Origin of the sequence: Streptomyces sp. NBC_00239, assembly GCF_036194065.1 — a bacterium.
Lineage (GTDB): Bacteria > Actinomycetota > Actinomycetes > Streptomycetales > Streptomycetaceae > Streptomyces.
Genome location: NZ_CP108095.1, coordinates 8,274,866 through 8,293,648, shown reverse-complemented (window position 1 = coordinate 8,293,648; position 18,783 = coordinate 8,274,866). Strand labels below are relative to the sequence as shown.

The 18,783-nt window shown below is 70.4% G+C and carries 19 protein-coding genes and 3 pseudogenes; 8 read left to right on the top strand and 14 right to left on the bottom strand.

Features of this window, described 5'->3' with window-relative positions:
• The first annotated feature begins 178 nt into the window (after positions 1-178).
• The 4 genes and pseudogenes from OG764_RS36745 to OG764_RS36730 form a co-directional block, all read left to right on the top strand.
• Positions 179-949, top strand: coding sequence for a VOC family protein (locus tag OG764_RS36745; protein WP_443056162.1), 771 nt, complete (start codon positions 179-181; stop codon positions 947-949).
• A 96-nt stretch (positions 950-1,045) separates the two neighbouring features.
• A complete protein-coding gene (locus OG764_RS36740) occupies positions 1,046-2,197 on the top strand; it encodes an FUSC family protein (RefSeq protein WP_328972668.1) in 1,152 nt (383 codons plus the stop codon).
• A complete protein-coding gene (locus OG764_RS36735) occupies positions 2,139-2,432 on the top strand; it encodes a Scr1 family TA system antitoxin-like transcriptional regulator (RefSeq protein ID WP_328972667.1) in 294 nt (97 codons plus the stop codon). The genes OG764_RS36740 and OG764_RS36735 overlap by 59 nt, the downstream gene beginning before the upstream one ends.
• Positions 2,381-2,503, top strand: a pseudogene (locus tag OG764_RS36730) (transcriptional regulator); the annotation flags it as partial. The gene OG764_RS36735 and the pseudogene OG764_RS36730, both read left to right, overlap by 52 nt.
• Here the strand turns inward: OG764_RS36730 and OG764_RS36725 are convergent.
• Positions 2,484-2,716 (bottom strand): annotated as a pseudogene (locus tag OG764_RS36725) (hypothetical protein); the annotation flags it as partial. The pseudogenes OG764_RS36730 and OG764_RS36725 sit on opposite strands and share 20 nt — an antisense overlap.
• A gap of 92 nt (positions 2,717-2,808) precedes the next feature.
• Between OG764_RS36725 and OG764_RS36720 the strand changes: the two are divergent.
• Entirely contained in the window at positions 2,809-2,970 is a 162-nt protein-coding gene (locus OG764_RS36720; protein ID WP_037789996.1) for a hypothetical protein, read from the top strand.
• Positions 2,971-3,250: 280 nt separating this feature from the next.
• Here OG764_RS36720 and OG764_RS36715 read toward each other — a convergent pair whose 3' ends face one another.
• From OG764_RS36715 to OG764_RS36695, 5 genes and pseudogenes are all read right to left on the bottom strand, one after another.
• Entirely contained in the window at positions 3,251-4,528 is a 1,278-nt protein-coding gene (locus tag OG764_RS36715) for a peptide ligase PGM1-related protein (protein ID WP_328972666.1), read from the bottom strand.
• 136 nt (positions 4,529-4,664) lie between these two features.
• Positions 4,665-4,880: a hypothetical protein gene (locus tag OG764_RS36710; protein WP_328972665.1), complete on the bottom strand. Its 216-nt coding sequence runs from the start codon at positions 4,878-4,880 to the stop codon at positions 4,665-4,667.
• Positions 4,881-5,159: 279 nt separating this feature from the next.
• Complete coding sequence (locus tag OG764_RS36705) at positions 5,160-6,206, bottom strand: fatty acid desaturase family protein (protein WP_328972664.1); 1,047 nt, start codon at positions 6,204-6,206, stop codon at positions 5,160-5,162.
• A 934-nt stretch (positions 6,207-7,140) separates the two neighbouring features.
• Positions 7,141-8,268, bottom strand: a pseudogene (gene tal, locus OG764_RS36700) (transaldolase); the annotation flags it as partial.
• 130 nt (positions 8,269-8,398) lie between these two features.
• Complete coding sequence (locus OG764_RS36695; protein ID WP_328972663.1) at positions 8,399-8,728, bottom strand: STAS domain-containing protein; 330 nt, start codon at positions 8,726-8,728, stop codon at positions 8,399-8,401.
• Positions 8,729-9,192: 464 nt separating this feature from the next.
• Here OG764_RS36695 and OG764_RS36690 point away from each other — a divergent pair, with 464 nt between their 5' ends.
• Positions 9,193-10,368: a PP2C family protein-serine/threonine phosphatase gene (locus tag OG764_RS36690; protein ID WP_328972662.1), complete on the top strand. Its 1,176-nt coding sequence runs from the start codon at positions 9,193-9,195 to the stop codon at positions 10,366-10,368.
• Positions 10,369-10,517: 149 nt separating this feature from the next.
• Entirely contained in the window at positions 10,518-10,805 is a 288-nt protein-coding gene (locus OG764_RS36685; RefSeq protein WP_328972661.1) for a hypothetical protein, read from the top strand.
• A 91-nt stretch (positions 10,806-10,896) separates the two neighbouring features.
• On the opposite strand, the gene OG764_RS36680 is transcribed toward OG764_RS36685, so the two are convergent.
• From OG764_RS36680 to OG764_RS36655, 6 genes are all read right to left on the bottom strand, one after another.
• Positions 10,897-11,736 (bottom strand): phosphatase PAP2 family protein, encoded by an 840-nt coding sequence (locus tag OG764_RS36680; protein WP_443056161.1) that lies wholly within the window; start codon positions 11,734-11,736, stop codon positions 10,897-10,899.
• 161 nt (positions 11,737-11,897) lie between these two features.
• Positions 11,898-12,851 (bottom strand): YihY/virulence factor BrkB family protein, encoded by a 954-nt coding sequence (locus OG764_RS36675; RefSeq protein WP_328972660.1) that lies wholly within the window; start codon positions 12,849-12,851, stop codon positions 11,898-11,900.
• Positions 12,852-12,925: 74 nt separating this feature from the next.
• The gene (locus OG764_RS36670) at positions 12,926-14,686 is read right to left on the bottom strand and encodes a diacylglycerol kinase family protein (RefSeq protein WP_328972659.1); all 1,761 of its coding nucleotides are present in this window, start codon (positions 14,684-14,686) and stop codon (positions 12,926-12,928) included.
• Between the two features lie 361 nt (positions 14,687-15,047).
• Positions 15,048-15,497, bottom strand: a complete 450-nt coding sequence (locus OG764_RS36665; protein ID WP_328972658.1) for a PRC-barrel domain-containing protein — start codon at positions 15,495-15,497, stop codon at positions 15,048-15,050.
• 250 nt (positions 15,498-15,747) lie between these two features.
• Entirely contained in the window at positions 15,748-16,020 is a 273-nt protein-coding gene (locus OG764_RS36660; RefSeq protein ID WP_443056160.1) for a DUF4190 domain-containing protein, read from the bottom strand.
• Positions 16,017-16,205 carry a hypothetical protein gene (locus OG764_RS36655; protein WP_328972657.1) on the bottom strand — a complete coding sequence of 63 codons (189 nt, stop codon included), beginning with the start codon at positions 16,203-16,205 and terminating at the stop codon, positions 16,017-16,019. Before OG764_RS36655 ends, OG764_RS36660 begins: the two co-directional genes overlap by 4 nt.
• A gap of 101 nt (positions 16,206-16,306) precedes the next feature.
• Between OG764_RS36655 and OG764_RS36650 the strand changes: the two genes are divergently transcribed.
• A complete protein-coding gene (locus tag OG764_RS36650; protein WP_328972656.1) occupies positions 16,307-16,930 on the top strand; it encodes a TetR family transcriptional regulator in 624 nt (207 codons plus the stop codon).
• Between the two features lie 18 nt (positions 16,931-16,948).
• Here OG764_RS36650 and OG764_RS36645 read toward each other — a convergent pair whose 3' ends face one another.
• A complete protein-coding gene (locus OG764_RS36645) occupies positions 16,949-17,134 on the bottom strand; it encodes a hypothetical protein (RefSeq protein WP_328972655.1) in 186 nt (61 codons plus the stop codon).
• Between the two features lie 399 nt (positions 17,135-17,533).
• On the bottom strand, positions 17,534-18,484 hold the full coding sequence (locus OG764_RS36640) for an ADP-ribosylglycohydrolase family protein (protein ID WP_328972654.1): 951 nt from the start codon (positions 18,482-18,484) through the stop codon (positions 17,534-17,536).
• Positions 18,485-18,783 lie beyond the last annotated feature (299 nt).

Sequence of the window (18,783 nt, the reverse complement as noted above, 5' to 3'; positions counted from 1 at the left end):
ATGGCGCATCGAATGCGAATCGATTTCGAAATGGGTACGGGATGGCTTGGCAGGCCGGTGCGTGAGGAAGGGGTCGCCGGACGGGGTGCCCCAGCGCACCGCCCGAGCCCTCCGACCGAGCTACGGTGGGAAGGTCTCGTACGAGGTGAGCAGCAGGATAGGCGGGCGGCCCGTAACAGTGTCCACGTCAAGCGATGAAGCCCTCGGCGCACCCTGCTGGGTGAGTCTGACGACCGCGGACCTCACTTCCGCGCAGCGGTTCTACGGTGCCGTGCTGGGCTGGACGTTCCGACGGACCCGGCTCGGCGAGTGGTTCTCTTTCGCCTTTCGCGACGGTGCTCCTGTGGCCGGTTTCGTGGAGAATCCATCGCTGCCGGCTGCATGGACGCCGTATTTCGCCGTCGAGGACGCCGACGTCACCGCCGCACGTATCCGCGAGCGCGGCGCAACCGTCGCGGTCGGCCCGCTGTCCTTCCGTCGGGGCCGGGCCGTGCTGGCCGCGGACCCCGACGGGGCGGTCTTCGGGCTCTGGCAGGGCGGAATCTTCAAGGACTGGGGGGTGGGCCGCGGCACCGCTCCCGCCTGGCTGGAACTCCGCACCCGCGACGCCTTCGCCGCCGCCATCTTCTACGGGGAGGTCCTGGACTGGGCCGGCGGATCGCCCACATCCTGCGTACCGGCCTACGAACACGACCACGTCGTTCTGCGCCACGGAAACGAGACGGTGGCACGGATCAGTGGCGGAGCGGTGGACACCGACCCCGACCCACAGGTTCGCCCTCGGTGGCACGTCCACTTCCAGGTGCCCGACCTGGAGGCCGCGGTCGAGGCGGCCACCACTGCCGGAGGAAGCATCGCCTCTCCGGTGGAGACCTCAAGCGCCAGCCGATGGGCCACCCTCCGCGACCCGGAGGGCGCCCTGTTCACAGTGCTGGCGCCACAAGGATGACACCGTCCCTTGTACACCGGGATGCTGCATGGGGGCGAAGTCGAGAAGGTTCCGGGGTGAGCTGGCCGGGCAGGCGCGCATCGGAGGTGATCGATCTTGCCCAGAGGGACGGAAGCGGTGCGAAGGATCTGGTCGGCGGCCACGGAGCAAGCCGACTATCTGCGCCGCGCGGTGGGGGGAGCCGGGAGCGAGCGGGACCAGGTGCTACTCGTCGCCAAGACCGTGGTCGCGGCGATGGCGGCGTGGGTCCTGGCCCGCTACCTGTTGCCGCCTGCCGTGTCTACGTTCGCGCCGTTCACCGCGCTGGTGGCACTTCAGGCGACCGTGTACCGGTCGGTCCGGGACTGCCTCCAATACGTGGTGGCCATGGCAGCGGGAGTCACGCTCGCCGCCACCCTGGCGGCCGTGGCCGGTATCCACGGCTGGACGTTCGCCCTTCTCACCCTGATCGCGCTCTGCATCGGCAGGATCCGGCGCTTCGGCCAGCAGGGCATCCAGGTCGCCATCGTCGGCTTCTTCGCGTTCTCCTCCGGCCAGGGACAGATCGACTACATCGGCCACCTGGTCGCGTCCGTGGGCATCGGGGCGCTCTGCGGTCTCGCCGCCCATCTCGTCCTCGCTCCCGCCCGGCACACCCACCACCGTCAGCAAGCCGTCACCGATCTCTACAGCACGATGTCCCGGCGCCTCGACGACCTTGCCGACACCCTCGAAGCGAACGATCCCGACCGGGGTCACCTGCGTCAGTGGCGCCGCGACTGGCGCAGCCTGTCCGCCGAATGTGAGCGCATCCGCCACACCATCGAAACCGAGATCGAGAACGGCCGCATGAACCCGCGCCCGGCCATCAGCGGATCCGGTAGGGCCCTCCCCCGCGCTCGGGAGGCAATCACCGTTGCCGAACGCAGCATGGACCACCTGCGTTCCATGTCCCGGACCCTGGACTACGCCCTCGACAGCGGCGAACTCGGGAATCTTCCCGCCGCTTTCCGGCCCGGCTTCAGCGCTGTCCTGCGCGCTGTGGCCACGGTGATGGAGGAGATGGGCCGGGTGTCCCCCACCGATCCGGAGCTCCTCGACGCGCGGATCGACGAAGCGGCCGCCGAACTCGACCAGGTGCAACAGCAGGAACGGACCGCCCGGGAAGCCTCTCCGGCCGTATACGCCTTGCAGGGCACACTCCTCACGGATGCCGGCCGCCTCCTGGCCGATCTCCGGTCGGGCCGGCAGAGCCTCGCCAAGACCTGAGGACCTCCCTTTCCGCTTGTGGGCCGTGCTGGACGAATCGGTACTGCACCACGTGGCCGGCAGTCCGGACATCATGCGCGAACAGCTTGAGCACCTGAATCGCCTCGGCACCCAGCCGCCCCCGGAAAGGGCACGGTGTATCTGGAACGGTTCACCAGCGACCTGTACCCGGAGAGACGATCCGACGTACAGCACTACAGCACCATGTACGAGCACCTCCAGGCCAAGGCGCTGAACCCGGGCAGCACCCGTCAGTTCATCACCCAAGCCGCCAAGTCCCACGCCCGAACGAGTGGTGCCGGTTGATGACGTTGCGGCCCACGATCTCGCGCTCGACCCGGGCGGCCTGCTCCGCGTAGCCCGCTTCCCGCAAGAGTCGCGCCGCGTCGCCGAGTTCGAAGTCCGCGGCCCCGTCAGCTGATGGAACCCGTAGAGGTGGCCATGGGCCCGCTCCTTGGTTTCGATGCATCGGCTGCGAGGCGGCTCCGCCGAAGCGGTCTCGTGGAATGCAGGCGAGATCTCCTGCCCAGCCACCGGGATAAAAAACACATAAGAATCGCATGCATGTCCTGGATACGGTCGGGCAGACGGTGCTTCGGAGGTTGATAACTATGGTTCCCCTGCTTCTCGTTCTTCTGCTGGTCCTTCTCCTCTTCGGCGCGGGTTTCGCGGTGAAGATTCTTTGGTGGGTGGCTATCGCAGTTCTGATCCTGTGGCTGATCGGTTTCGTAGCACGGCCCAAGGGCGGTAGCGGCCGCTGGTACCGCTGGTAGCCGTACCCCGGCGCATTTCTGACGCTGCATGGCGGTGGCCGGACACCCCTTCTTCGGGGTGTCCGGCCACCGCCATGTCGTTGTCGACGAGCCGTCACCGACACGGAACGAATAGAGGCGCGTATAGGGGGGCATCCGGACGGCAGCCGGGACGGTCGCCGTGACACAGCAGGGACCCTGCTCACCTCCAATGATCGACGGCCGCCCCGCCTGACCGCACCCCTCACCACGACGCCGGTCCCGGCACCCAGGGGGTGCCGGGACCGGCGTCGTGGTGAGGTCAGCCACCCTCGAATTCGAGAACCTCGGCCAAGGCGCTCTCCTGCTCCTCGACATCCCCGGCACTCCTGGCAATCACCACATACCGCCAGGAGCGGCCGTCGGGCGGTGCGTCCGCGTAGAGGACCAGGCCCTCGCCACGGTCCGGGTCGAAGGCGAGGCGGGAGGCGCGCAGCCGGGCAAGCACGTCATCGAAGTCCATGGGAGTCCGTGTCCAGCCCTTCGACACCGACCATGCCGGGTGTGCGTTGGCAGATCCCTCGGTCAGCCGGGTGACCATGGCGTGCGGTGTGGTGGTGGCCGTACGGCGGATGTTGCTCTCACTCGCGTACGCGACCCCGTCCGTGTCCACCAGCGCGTCGAGCCCGAAGGGCCCGGCGTAACCGTGGTCGGCCAGGTAGCGGCCCAGGGCCGTGCCCCACTCCTCCAGTTCGCCGGCCACGTGCGCGCAGGACGGCGGCAGCGGAGAGGTGTATCCCGTGAAGGAGCCCTGAACCGTGCGCATCGCCCCGCTGAAGAGCGCGCGCGTCCCGGAGGTGGAGACCTCCACTTGGACACTGACCGGCTGGGCCACGTCGAGGTGCTCCTCCACCACCCACAGGCCTTCGGGCCCACCGACCGTATCGAGCGGCAGGCCCGCCCCACTCCTCAGGTCATCGCGGGAGACGAAGCGCATCCCGTGTCCTCCGGCCGAACGGTCGGGCTTCACCACGACACGCTCGTGGTCCCGCAGGAGAGCGCGCGCCACGGATTCGACCTCCGGGCGCCGGCACATCCACCCTGTCGGCAGCCGCATGCCCAGTTGCTCGGCCGTCTCGCGAAAGCCGGTCTTCGTGTTGAGCAGCATGGTCGTCTTCAGGGCGGCCTCTGCGGCTTCGACCGAGGGGTACGGGTAGACGTCGATACCGATGTCCCGGGCGAATGCGATCGCCGACGCGTCCAGCGCCGTCGGCAGCAGCGCCGCACCCCGGTTGCCGGCGAGCGCCCGGACGTGTTCGACGAGGCCGGCCTCGCGCACTGCCCGGGCCAGCGGAACGGCTCCGGCGGGAGGCACTTCGATCACCGCCACCGATTCCGGGGACACCCCCGTCAGATCGCACACGTAGCGCAAGAACTCCCGGCTCACCCGCACGGGTGTGACGAACACGTCTCCCGCCCGAAGCAGCCACGCCTTCCGCGGCGCCTGCTGGGCCCACGTCGTCAGGATCTGACCCTCGTCGAGGTCCACTGCCAAGTCCGAGAGGAAGTTCGCGAACACAACGATCGGGCCCGTCTGCATCACCGCTCTGCTCCTCTGGTTGCCGCACGGCCGTCCACGGTCAGCCTGCGATCCCCCGCTCAGCCCATTCCCCGCGCGGTCGGGCCCGGGGCGGGGAGCCGCATCCCCTGCACTGCGAGCAGAACGGGGAGCCAGCTCAGGGAAACGGTTCCCACGCCTCGGGGCCAGCCCCCCGCCACTCCACGAAGTCGGGGTCGGTGAGGTCGATGTCCTCGGCGTTCTCCATACCGGCCGCGGCGAGGAAGGCTCGAACATCGGCCGGGCGATGCGCCACTCCGATGGCAACACCGTCATAGCGGACTCGTCGCCATCCCTGCTGGTCGGGCGGGTAGATGATCAGCTTGGCGGCCATGGGCCCAGCCTCTGCCGCACCAAGCTCATCGGCACCCCTTCACGTCCAAATGGGTGAGGTCCCACCGGGCGGCTATCGCCCTGGCGCCGTCTGCGGTCGCTCCACGCCACGCTCCCACCTTCAGGCCGGCCCCCGCCCTCGAACCTCACGCATCTCGTCCCGCCTCTGCATGCGTGAGGGCGGGTGGCGCTCACTGACGGCTGACCGATCAGCCGGTGACGAGCACGGAGTCGTCGAGGGCACCTGCGCCAGGCAGATGGTGGTGGGCGGCAATCAGAGTCAGGTGGTCTCCGGCGCTCTGAGAGGGGCTCCGGCCGCGTGCAGGCTGGCGAGGGTCTGCCGGTAGGAGTTGATCAGGCTGGTCTCCAGGTAGCTGACCCCGAGCTCCTGGCAGTACGCGCGGACGATGGTCTGGGCCCTGCGCAGGTGGGGGCTGGGCATGCTCGGGAAGAGGTGGTGCTCGATCTGGTAGTTGAGACCGCCCAGGACGATGTCGGTGAACCGGCCGCCGCGTACGTCTCGGGAGGTGAGGACCTGGCGTCTGAGGAAGTCGGGCCGCTCGTCACCCCGCAGGACGGGCATGCCCTTGTGGTTCGGGGCGAAGATCGAGCCGAGGTAGACGCCGAAGAGGCATTGGTGGACGAGGAGGAAGACGGCCGCCTTGCCGGGTGGCAGCATCAGGAACACCGCGCCGAGGTAGGCGGCGATGTGCGCGGCGAGCAGAGCCCCCTCCCATGCACGGTGCTTGAGCGAGCGGTCGAACAGCGACCGAACCCCGGACACGTGCAGGTTGAACCCCTCCAGCAGGAGTAGCGGGAAGAAGAGGTACGCCTGCGAGCGGCCGAGCAGCCGCGGCAGTCCCCTGGCCACGCGAGCCTGGTCCTGCGTCCAGACGAGGATGTCCGGGTCGAGGTCGGGGTCGAGGTCCTCGTGGTTCGGGTTGGCGTGGTGGCGGGTGTGCTTGTCCTGCCACCAGCCGTAGCCCATGCCGATGCCGAGGTTGCCGGCGATGCGCCCGGACACCTCGCTGGCCTTGCGGAGTCGGAACACCTGCCGGTGGGCGAGGTCGTGCGCGAGCAGGGCCACCTGCCCGAAGACGAAGGCAAGGAAGGCAGCCACCAGCAGCGTCCACCAGCTGTCGCCGATCAGGACGAAGGCCGTCCACCCGGCGGCGTACAGGGCCGTCACGGACGCGATGCGCCATGCGTAGTACCCGGGGCGCCGAGCCATGAGACCCGCCTCTTGGATCTTCCGGGAGAGTCGGGCGAAGTCGCTCCCCGAATCAGCCCGTACGGGAGGAGGACGCACCGTCTGGGAGGAATGCATGATCAGGGGTCGCTTTCTGGTCGGTCTCGGAGGAGCGGCCACAACAGCTGCGGAACTCCCTGTCCCGGGCCCCGCCGGCCCGCGGGTGTCGCTCCCCTCGTACTGCGCATACCCGGGATATCGACATTGACGGACTCCCAGCCCTGCGCCATGGTCCCGACCTCGGGCAACCCGCCCGTCGGCCCGGGGACCCGGCCGGGCCGGCACGGTTGCGCTGCCGAGCGGAGCCCCTGTCGGGAGTCTCTGCCCCGACTCGCTCTCGTCCCGAGGGCTACGCGGTACCGCTTGCGGGCCCCGGTATGATCCAAAGGCCTCAGAGACGGCGGAGCCCGGGCACCGCGCGTACACGGAGGGGCGTCCACTCCCCTCTCACGGCAGGAGCGGCGACTCCCCGGGTCTACCGCGTGCTGGGGGGTTGAGGGCGCAACGCCTGAGTGACTGCCGCTGTGCGCAGCTCCTCCAAGAGCGCGAGTTGCTTCTCGGCGCGCTCCGCCAGGGCGTCCAGGTGTTTGGCGGAAAAGCGTTCGTCGGTGTCGGCGAGGGTCCTCAGGGTCCGCCAGCAGGCCTTCTTGCCCTGGACGCCGAGGAGCATGGACTCTGCTTCCAGGACGTCGCTGAGGGGCGAGCGGGTGAGGAGGTGCCCATTGGTCTTGAGGCGGCCCGCCTTCTCGGCGAGCCAGCCCATGGCCGCCTTGGAGTGGCTGATCGGGACGTCCAGATCGGTCATGATCTGTGCCAGCGCGTCACGGTCCTCGTCAGCCTGACGGGTCAGTTCGGTCAGTACCGTGTGCGCTTCTGCGCTCGTCTGCGCCTTTGCGGCGCGCCGGAAGAGCTCCAGGCCCCCGGTAGCGGCCGAATAGTGGTCGTTGAGGTAGATCGCGAGCAGCTGGGCGCTTTCGGATCCTCCCTGCCGGCTTTCGGTGTCGTCGCAGGTGTCGACGGCTTGGGGGTGCATCTCGCGTTCCACCGAGGCTCCCAGTTCCTTCCAGCTGTCCTCGAACTTGGTGAGTCCTTCGCGCTCGAGGGTGTCGGTGACGTCGGAGAAGTCGACGCCGACGCGTCGCAGAGCCTCGAGGTGGGAAGCGGCGGCCGCGTAGTCGTCCACGGTCGGGGGGTGGGCAGGGAGGGTTCCGTGGTCTGCGAACGCGGCCAGGGTGGCGCCGGGCATGGTGTTCACGCTGCCGGGGATGACGAGTTCGCTGACGTACATGGTGTCGGGGTACGACGGGTCCTTCACCCCGGTGGACGCCCACAGGAGCCGCTGAACGCGGGCCCCGGCCGCGGCGAGGCGCTGCCAACGCGGTTCCGCGGTCATCTCCTCGAATGCCCGGTGTGCCAGCCGCGCGTTGGCGACCGCGGCCTTTCCCTTGAGTGCCAGGGCCTCCGGGGTGCCGAGGGTGTTGAGGCGGCGGTCGACCTCGCTGTCGACACGGGAGACGAAGAATGAGGCGACCGAGTGGATGACCGACAGGTCGCGTCCCGCTGCCTGCGCCTGCTCCAGACCGGCCTGGTAGGCGTCCATCACGTCGCGGTAACGGTCCAGGGAGAAAATCAGCGTGCCGTTGACGCTGATGCCCTCGGCGATGACGGCGGTGATCGCCTTGAGCCCCTTGCGAGTGGCCGGGATCTTGACGAACAGATTCGGCCGGTCGACTGTCTGCCACAGCTTTCGGGCCTGGACAGCGGTGGCATCGGCGTCTTGCGCCAGGCGCGGGTCGACCTCGATGGAGACCCGTCCGTCGATGCCGCCGGTGCGCTGATGGACGGGGGCGAGGACCTCGCAGCCGCTTCGTACGTCGTCCGTGGTCAGGGCGAAGACTGCGTCGTCGACACTGGTTCCAGCGTCGCCGAGGCGGCGCAGCTGCTCGGTGTAGCGGTCACCCTTGGACAGGGCGGAGGCGAAGATCGTGGGGTTGGTCGTGACCCCCACCACGTGCTTTTCCGCCACCAGCTCGATGAGCTCTCCACCGGCCAGGAGCTCGCGGGACAGGTCGTCGAGCCAGACCGCCACTCCGGCCGCGGAAAGTGCTGCAAGGGGGGCGGTGTCGGCGGGCACAGACATGTGAGACCTCCAGATGGTGCGGCGCCGCTCGCGCTGAGTCGCTTCTCACCCGACGGGCTTGCCGGCGGCGGCACTCGACACCGTGGTTCCCTTCGCGCATGCCCGCCCTGCCCGGCTGCAAGCGCGAACGTCATGGGGTGAGGCAGGGGCGCAGGTTGAAGAGACTGCGGGTGCCGGTGAGGTCGAGGACGCGCAGTGCCTGGCGCGGGACGCCGCACAAGTGCAGCACGCCGTGCTCGGAGCGGGCGCGGTTGCGCAGGGTGAGGAGCATGTTGAGGCCGCTGGAGTCCATGTGGGTCACGGCCGACAGGTCGAGGGCAAGGGTCCGACCCTTCAGGGCCAGGGTGTCGGTGGCTCGGGTGACGTCGGGGCAGGTGGTCATGTCGAGTTCGCCTGCCAGCGTCACGACCGTCACGTCCGGTTGCACACGGACATCGAGGTTCAGCCTGATGGGGAGCATCACTGGTCCGCCGTTCGGGATCTGAGCCCATTGCGGTCGGCTCCCGGCGTGCGCGGAGGAGGCCGTCAAGCGTGCAGCCGTCGGAAGGCCGCTCACAGCCGAGCGAGACCACCCGCACCGCCGGTCACCTTCAGGCGTGCGGGGTCTCCCACCAGACCAGGCTGGTTCCCCTTGAGCGTGTCACGCCGGGGCCGAGAACACCAGACCGCCCTGTCCGCCCGGGGTCTCGTGGTGCAATGTGACCGTGCGACTTCGCCTTGGCGCGGGTCTTACCGATCCGGGATGGAGTCCCGGCCGCCATCACGCAATAAGGGGTCGTTGTGACCGCAGGAGAGCCGGACGGCGGGCAGGAGTCTCGTCACTCCACCAGCCGGAACCGCCGGGGCAGGGCGATGACGTTGGCGGGGACGTTGGAGGCTGCGGAGGCCGCGGCGCCCGTGGAGTCGCTCGATGTGGTCGCGCGCATGCTCAAGGAGCACCTCGGGGCTGCCTCGGTGTCGTTCTTGATCGCTGACTTCACCGGCAGTTCGGTCGTGCGGCTGGGGGCTGCGGGCAGCGTCGAGACCGGTGAGCCCGCCCGGCGCATTCGGCTGCGGGGCACCCTGTACGACGACGTGATCCGCAGCCAGCAGCCGAGGGTGGAGGACAGGGGCAGGGGCGAGCTGGTGCGGGTCGTCGCCCCGGTGACCAGCCGCGGGGATGCCATCGGGCTCCTTGAGCTGTTCCTGCCCGCCGCCCCGGGCGCGGAAGTGATGCGGGAGATCGGTGAGACGGCGCACGCGCTGGCCTACATCGTCATCGCCAACCGGTCCCACACCGATGTGTACCAATGGGGCCGACGTACGAAGCCGCTGAACCTGGCCGCGGAGATCCAGCACCGGCTGCTCCCGGCGTCGCTGGCATGTGAGGCGGCTCAGTTCGCGGTCGCAGGGGCTCTGGAACCCGCCGACCACGTCGGGGGCGACACCTTCGACTACGTGATCGACCGGGATACGGTCCAGCTGTCCGTCACCGATGCCATGGGACACGACGTCGACGCCGCGCTGCTGGCCACGCTGGTCGTGGGTGCCCTGCGGCGAGCACGGCGGGCAGGCGCCGACCTCGAGGAACAGGCCCGCCAAGCCGACCAGGCCATGCGCGATCACGGCCGTGGCGGTTACGTCACCGGTCAGCTCCTGCGCATCAGTCTGCTCGACGGCCGGGCCGAGTTCGTCAACGCCGGGCATCCCTGGCCGCTGCGGATGCGGAACGGGCAGGTACAGGAGATCGTTCCCGAAGTCGATCGACCGTTCGGCCTCAATGTCCATGGATCACCGGCCGGCACCTACCGGGTGCAGTCGTTGGACTTGCGACCGGGTGACCGACTGGTGATGTTGACGGACGGCATGCTGGAGCGCAACGCCGAGAATCTCGACCTGTCAGACCTGATCCTCCGCACCCGCTCCCTGCATCCCCGCGAAGCCGCCCGCACCCTCATCGGGGCGATCGTGGACGCCGGTGACGGCCATCTGGACGACGACGCGACCGTCATGTGTCTGGACTGGCGCGGCGTGGGCAACTCCCAGCGTGACGCGGCCACCGGCGCCGACCTCGCGGACGCCTCACGACCGTCGATCGGACAGCTCTACCCTGGCGCGTAGGGGGCGGCAGTGCAGGAATGCTCCAAGGGACCAGAGCGAAACGCCCCCGTGCCACCTACACGGGGACGCCCTTCTCATCGGGTGGCCCGGATCGGGGGTCGCTGACCGGTGGAGTTGCTGCCCGCCTGACCGGCTGCTTCCTCCCCTACGTGGCGCAGTTCGTCGGCGGTTTCCTGACCGGCGTGCTGCGCGTGCTCGGTCGTGGTGGAGACCGCTTCCTGAGCGGTGTCCTTCACCGATTCGACAGCTTCGGCGACCGGCTCCTTCATCTCCTCACGGACCTCCTCGGCAGCGTGGATGGCGGTCTGCTTGACCGGTTCCAGCAGCTCATCGGAGTGCTCACGCAGTTGCTGACCCGCGCGCTCCTCGACCTCGGTGGTGGTGTGGGCCCGATCGGCGTCTACACAGCACTGACGGAGGGGCGCGTACGGATGTGACGGGGAATCCGAAGGATCTTTCCCGGCCCCTCCGCAGCCCGACCTGCGCCGTGCCCGGGGCCCGAAGGCCCCGGTCGCCGGGGGCGGGGGGTCACCGGGCGTGGGGCGAGCGGTCCGAGGCGTCGGGGATACGGGACCCGCCGAGGTCCGCTTCCGGGTCGGGGGCGGAGATCTCGGGCTCCAGGCCCTCGGCGACGCCAGTGCGGCGGCGGCCGGTGTCGGCCCGCCAGGCTTCGAAGACGAGTGTCGTGGCGGTGACCACGACGAGCCCGAGGAGCCAGCCCCCGACGACATCGCTGACCCAGTGCACGCCCAGCGCGACCCGGGTGTAGCCGACGCCGATCACGCTCAGCGCCGCCAGGGCCCAGGGCAGGGGCCGCCAGGCAGGGGGCACCAGAGGAAGCAGGGCCAGGAGGAGGACCGCGCAGGAGACCATGGCGGTCATGGCGTGCCCGGAGGGGAAGGAGAAGCCGGGTGCCTGGGCGACGGGGTCGGGCAGGTGGGGGCGCGCGCGTTCCACCGCGTTCTTCGTGAGGAACCCGATGACGGCGCCGGCCGTTTCGGTGACCGCGGCCCAAGCCGCCAGGCGCCATGCGCGGCGCCCCAGGAGCCATACCACGAGGACGGCCACCAGGAGCCGCATGGTCACCGGGTCCCACAGCACACCGGTGAGGAAGTCCAGGACGCGCACCATCCCGGGGTCTTCCAGGGCGGCTCGGTGGAGCCGTTCGGCCGTGTCCCGATCGAGGCGGTACAGCGGCGGCCACCGGGATTCGACAAGGACCAGGGCGAGTACGAACGGTACGGTCACGACTGCCGTCGCGGTCGCCGTCAGCACGAGCCGCATCCCGAAGGCCGCGTCGGGCCCCGAGTGTCTGGCCAGGAACTCGCGGGCTGCGCGGCGTCGGGTGCGGGGTGGGCGCTGTGCCATGGGTACGCGTCTTTCGGTCGGCGTCGGCGGGTCTGGGACGGCCGGGAGCGGCGGGCCGTCAGGGTGTCGTCTGGGTCTGGGAGTGGGTGTCGAGGTCGGGCTCCGGGGTGGGTTCGGGCTGGGGTCGGGTTCGGGGGCGGCGCGCGTTCGGGCGCCCGGCGTCAGACTCCGGGGTCCCGTGTGACGGGATCCCGCACACCGGCCCGTACGGCTTCCAGTTGGGCGGCGAAGGACAGGCCGAGGAACAGGGCCATCGAGGTCAGGTAGGACCACAGCAACAGGGATATGAGCGCGCTGAGGGGGCCGTAGACGCTGGTGAAGGTGCTGCTGGCACCGACGTACAGGCTGAGGGCCCACGTCGCGGTGGTCCACAGCACCAGATAGACGACGGCGCCGAACGCGAGCCAGGTGTAGCCCGGCTGGTCGCGGCGCGGCGACAGGCGGAAGATCGCACTGGTGGCCAGCACGGCGAGCAGGATCCCGACCGGCCAACGCAGGATGTCCCAGGCGCGGATGGTGCCCGGTGCGACGCTGTAGACCTCGGCGAAGGCGTGGGTGAGGTCGGCGCCGAGCACGGTGAGGACGAAGCTGAGCCCGAGGGGAAGACCGGCGAGGGCCGCCATGACGAGGCCGCGCGAGTACTTGAGCAGGAAGGGCCGGTCGCGTTCGTTGCCGTAGATGCGGTTGGCGCCGCGCTCGACCTGGCACAGGCTCGTGGTGACGTTGGCGAGGGAGAACAGCAGGCCCAGCCAGAGGGCGGCCTGGCCGCCGTCGCCGGCCTGGCGGCGGCTCTCGCGCAGGGCTTCGTCGACCACTTGCCGGCTGGGGCCGCTGGTGATCCGTCCGATGGTGAGTTCGGCGACACGGCCCAGGTCCTCGGTGTGCAGGACGCTGGACAGGCCTATGGCGGCGATGGCCAGGGGCACGATGGAGAGCACGGTCTGGAGGGCGAGGGCGCGGGAGTGGCTGAAGCCGTCCGCGTAGCGGAAGCGCACGAACGAGTCGCGGGCCAGGCTCCATCCTCCGTAGCGGCGCAGGGCGGCCCAGGCCTCGTCCGCGGACAGTTCGTCGTCCACCACGTCGCATCTTTGCGGTACCCGGGTCGCGGTTCCCATCGGCTTCCTGACTGTGTGTGCCCGGCGCGTGGTGTGCCGGTGGGGGTCCAGTGGTGCGCGCTGCCGGTGCTCGGTCAGTGGTGGTGCGCGCTGTGTGCGGGGGTGTGTTCGTCGGGATCGCCCGCGGTCGTTCCCAGGGCCCTGGGGAGGCGGATGCGCAGCGCGCCCTCTTCCACCTCGGCGAACAGCCGGGAGCCTTCCGTCATGGTGTCGCCGTCGACCTCCCGGGCCTGGGCGCCGACGAAACGGATCTCGATCCGGCGGGCGCTGAAGTACTCCAGGGATCCACCGGCCACCGTCCGGCCGCCGGCCGACGCGGTGTCGTCCGCCGCCGGGGAGCCCGTACGGACGACCCGCGCGGCCAGGTGGGCGGCCGCGGCGAGCCACCCCGTCGCGCCGTGCGGGTCGAAGAGCACGACTTCCAGCCGTCCGCTGTCCGGCCGTGCCAGCGGCAGGAGTTCGAGACCGCCTTGGAGCGCGCCCACGTTGCCGACGACGACCATCCGCGCCCGGCGCCGACGGGCCCGGCCCCCGTCCAGCCGTACGGACAGGCGCATGGCCGGATCTCCCAGGTGGCGTGCGGCCGACAGGACGTAGGCCGGCCATCCGAGACGGGCCTTGAGCGCGGGCGAGGCGTCGCGGACCGTGGCGGCGTCGAATCCGGCGCCCGCCATCACCGTGAACCGCGTCGACGGGAGGCCGTCGCCCCATACCCGTCCCACGTCGATCGGGAACTCGCCCCCGGCGAGGGCCTCTTCGAGGGCGGTGAGCGGATCCAGCGGAAGGTCGAGGTTCCGGGCGAGGAGATTGCCCGTCCCGCAGGGCACGAGCGCCAGCGGTGTGCCGGTCCCGGCTGCCACGTCCGCGCAAGCGCGGACCGTGCCGTCACCGCCGCAGACGACGACCAGGTCGACTCCGGGCTGCGCGCACTCCTCGGACAGGGTCCCGCAAGGCTGTTCGACGGAGGTGTCGGTCCACCGTTGATCGGTGTACCCGTGGTGGTCGAGGGTGAGGCGCACCCGCTCGGCCAGGTCATCGCCGCAGCCGTGCGGGTGGCGGACCACGACGGCCCGGCGAGGAGGGACCCCGTCGCGGGCGGCGGGCACGCGGGGGGCGGAGAGCGCGTCGCCGTGGTGAAGCACGTCCGTGCCGATGTCCGGGCGGTCGTCGGTGTCGCGGGTCCGGCCGGTCAGGAATGCCGAGCCGACGACGAGCAGCGTCGCGACGCCGTTGAGCAGGCCGCCCGCCACGTCGGTGGGGTGGTGCATGCCCCGGTACATCCGGGACAGCCCGACCAACGGGGGGACGAGGAACAGGGCCGCTGCCACGACGTAGCGCCACGGGCCGCGCAGTCGGGTCCACACGAGCGTGGCCAGGGCGCCGTACAGGGCCACGGAGGCGCCGACGTGCCCGGAGGGGAAGCTGGAGGTGGGCGGCGCGCCGTCCAGACGGGGCACGTCGGGGCGCGGGCGTTCGACGAACATCGTCACGACGAGGAAGACGGCCGACTGCACGGCGACCGACCCGCCCAGGAAGAGCGCGTCGGCGCGGCGCGGCGTGCGGGGCAGCACGAGCAGCGCGACGAGGCAGACCAGCGTCACGCCGATGATGCCTTCCGTGGAGGCGAGGACGGACAGCCACTCCGTCACGGAGTCCGCCCACGGCGTGCGGCGGGCTGCGAGGGTGTCCGTGACCCGGTCCTCCGCCGACAGCGGCAGCTGGTCCGCCACAAGACCGGTCACCAGTAGGCCCAACACCACCATCGCGGCGGCTTGGGCCGGGACGAGCCACAGCAGTCGTGAGCGTCTCGCGGCCGTGCCGCTTTCCGTTGCCATGCCACTCTTGTTGCCCGTGGCGGCCCGATGATGCGCTCGGGGTGACGCGGACCTCGTGACGGGTTGCTTCGTCATGTGCCGAAACGATGGGCCGTTCCTGTCGGCATGAACGAGTCGCACACCGGGACACCGGGGGCCGGTACGCCGCGCGAAGGCACCGCCCCGGCCGCTCTCCTGGCGGCGTTCGCCGCATCCTGACGCCGCTCCTTCTCACCGCTCCCAGAGCAACGGGCCGTACGTGTCGGCGCGGTACGTGGCGGTCAGGGCCGTACGTGGCGGTCGGCGCGGTACGTGGCGGTCAGCGCCGTACGTGCCGGTCGGCGCAGTACGTGGCGCTCAGGGCAGTACGTGTCGGCGCCGGCTACGCCCCCGGCTGGGCCCGCCTCAGCCGCGAGACGCCGGTCTCCATGCCCGCCGTACCCTCACGGATGGCCTGTGCGCGGTCCATGCCGCTCCAGCCCGTGCCCTTCTCGGCGTTGACCTCGTCGCGGGAGTCCCTGATGCCGTAGTGCCCGAACAGTTCCTGCTCCTCCGCCACGGACAGCACGCTCCCGCAGTCCAGCGCGGCGCACGGAGCTTCCTCGATGAGGGCCACCGGGTACGGCACCACGAGGCGTTCGCCGTCGAGTTCCGCCTGGCGCAGGGGGACGAACACGCCGCCGAGCCCCGAGGCCCGGTCGACGATCCGGGCCCACTCCGGCCTCCCCGTGGTGTCGTCGACCAGGACGTACTCCACCGCCCCGATGTGCTGGCCCCGCTCCGTGTAGGCCCCGGACCGGGCCAGCACCGCCATCTGCTCCTGAGTGATCATTTCGCCTCCTGGCCGAACGCTTCGCTGTCCACGCTCGGCTACCCACCGCTCGGCCCCCGAAAAGGGCGGAGGGCGATCGAGTCCGTTCCGGAAGGCGGAGAGGTCCGGCCGGGAGCGGGCTTCCTCCTCGAACAGCCCGCGCCCGGCCCCGGGGACGCCCAGGGGAGATGACCTGCCTCCGCCGTGTACGCGACCTCGCCCGCCACGGACTTGGTCGTGCGTTCCGATCCTGCCACCGCGTCCCGGTGCGTCAGCTCAGGCTCCACGACCACGTGCCGTCCGCGGTGACGAGGCAGGCGAGGACCACGAGGTCGGCCACGCCCAGGGCGATGCCGAGACGTGCACGGCCCGGCCTGGACGTGTGCCGCCGCAGGGCCAGAAGTCCGAGCACGACTGCGGTCGGGCCGAGGAGGAGGTTCATGACGAGGAGTCCGGCCAGGCCGAGGACGAAGGCGGTGACGGCCAAGGCGTCCGCGTCACGGGTCCGGTCCGGGGTCTTCACGGAGGCGGTCGGCGAGTTCACCGCAGACCTCCCTCGTGGTGGCCGCGGCGTCCGGCGCCGCGGCCCGACAGGCGTTCCCGCGCGGCGAAGAGGGCGAGCCAGAGGGCGATCGCGGTACCGGCGACAAGGCTCACCGGCACCGGGACGTGGGCCACGGCGCCGAGGACGACGCCCATGACCAGCAGCGCGGCTACGAGGAAGAGCATGAGAGTTCCTCCTACTTATAGGTAACAGTTGTTCACTGACTACCCAGTCCAATACGGCTCATGCTGGCGGACGGCAACTGTGACGCGGTTGACTGCCCCGCATGAGCCCGAACACCGGTGTCCGCGAAGCCCAGCGCCGTCGCACTCGACGCGCCCTGCTCGACGCGGCCCTGTCGCAGATGGAGGAACGGAGCCTCGGCAGCCTCGGGCTCCGGGAGGTCGCCAGAGCCGCCGGGGTCACCCCCACGGCCTTCTACCGGCATTTCGCCGGCATGGACGAGCTGGGGACCGCCCTCGTGGACGAGGCCCTGGCCAGCCTGCACGAGACCGTGCGCGGCGTCCTCGCCGCCACCGACGATGCCGAGCGGCGCGGCGACGCGGCGGTGCGCCTCGTCGCCGATCTGGTCCGCAGCCGTCCGGCGCACGTGCGCTTCCTCGTCCGCGAACGGCACGGCGGGGTCACTGCGGTGCGCGAGGCGATCGCCGCGCAACTCGACGAGTTCGCAGCCGAGATCGGAGCCGCGCTGGCGGCCGATCCGGTCAGCGCGGGCTGGGACGCAGACGACGTGACGATGCTGTCCCGGCTCCTGGTGGACCACATGTTCATGACGGCCTCGGCATGCCTCGCCGCGTCGTTGCGCGGGGAGGACGGGTCCGCCGCCACCGCCACGGCCCGCGGCCAGCTGCGCCTGATCCATCTCGGGCGCGTGCACTGGCTCGCGTGACCCGGGCGCCGGCCACCGTTACGCGGCCGCCGCCTCCGCCGCTTCCGCGTCGCACGCCACGACGAGGAAGGCGTCGCGCTCCAGGTCCATCACGACGCTCGCCCGTTCGCCCCGCGCCCGGCACTTGGCCGCGTACTCCTCCGCCGGCCAGCTGCCGTACGGATCACTGGCGGGAAAGGACTCCAACACCTTGGCAGTACGCACCGCCGCCACCTCCTCAGCCACGAACCGTCCCTGCGGCTCGTCTGCCCCCGCCCGCAGGAGCCATGCGCGGTGACGGCGCGCGCACGGACCGGTTCGGACGCAGCAGAGTCGGGCAGGGAGGCTCGGGGACGAGGCGGGGCCGGCGGGGACGGGGCGGAGCCGGCAAGGACGAGGCCGGGTCGTACACCGAGACAGACAGCGGGCCCCGGCGCCCGGCAGCCGCAGGGTCCCTCCGTGGGTTCGACGCGGGTGGGGGCATGGGGAGCGACGAAGAGCCGGGGCGCAGGCGTGAGCTGATCCGACCGATCGGCGAACAGGTCGTCGTGGTGCGCACGCGGGGTAGTGGGCTCGGCACCAGGTTCGGACGAGACGACGGCCCGCCGCCATTTCTGCGGGCTATCACGCCCGTCTCGTCGACGGCCCCTCTCCGAGACGGTGTGCGAGGCGCAGCAGGTCTGGCAGGTACAGCACTCGTCCGTCGAATCCTGGGAGGGGGACATGGAGCGGCTTGGTCCAGCGGGCGGGGATCGCGTCCAGCCCGTAGTACGCCCCCGCGAGGCCTCCGGTCACCGCGGCGACGGTGTCCGTGTCACCGCCCAGGTCGATCGCCGCGCGTATCGCGTCTTCGAAACTACCGGTGGTGCGAAGGGCCCAGACGGAGGAGCCCAAGCAGGGCCAGACGGCACCGTTGAACTCGGTCGCCTGATCGGGGTGCCAGTCGGGCGAGAGGACGGTGTCGTAGCGGCTGCGGTGGTCGGGGTGGATGAGAGCCAGGATGTCCGGGAGGGCGGTGACAGGGTCGGTGTCCTCGAAGGTGACGCGGATGAGTTCGTGGAAGATCGCGGTGCCTTCCCAGGCCGCGCGGTCCCCATGGGTAAGGGCAGCAATACGGCGGGCCGCGTCCATGGTGGCTTCTTGGCCAGCGGCCGCGAAGTGGACTGCGGAGGTCGATGCCCGCATCAAGGAGCCGTTTCCCGCTGCTCGTTGGTTGACCTGGAAATGGATCGCGGCGGCGAGGTCCCAGCGCATGCCGTTGGTCAGGACATCTTCGGTCTGCAAGCCGATGTCCTTGGGGTCTGATGCTGCCCACCGCTGGAAGCGGGCGAAGATGTCCGGCAGATCCAGCCCGCCCCGCTCCAGCAGCGACTCCGCGACCAGGACGGCCATCTGCGTGTCGTCAGTGGCCTCGCCGGGGTCCCAGCCACCGCCTCCGCACATCTCGTCACCGGCACCAGGCGAGGGAAACCGCGCGGAGAACGCTCCCTGGCGACCGAACTCAAAGGGGCCGCCCAGGGCGTCGCCCACCGCTGAGCCGACGATCGCGCCAGCGGCCCGCTGGATCCACTTCATTCGCGCAGGTTATCTGCGCTGCGCCGATGGCCGCGAGGGACTATTCCTTCCTCGGCTCCCCGAACCAGATCGTCGCCAGGACAAGCGAAGCTCCGAGCCTTGAAGGGGCCGATGGTCGGGCCCTCGATTGTCGGCCTCATTTCGTAGTTCAGAGAACTGACCCGCCCGAACGACTGATTCCCGGCCCAGACCGGACGAGCCATGACCAGCACCGCCTTCCGTATCGCCCCCTCTCGCCAGCTGACGGCTTCTGCTCGCTGTGACTGAGCACGGGGTTGGCCCGAGCGGCCAACCGGCGT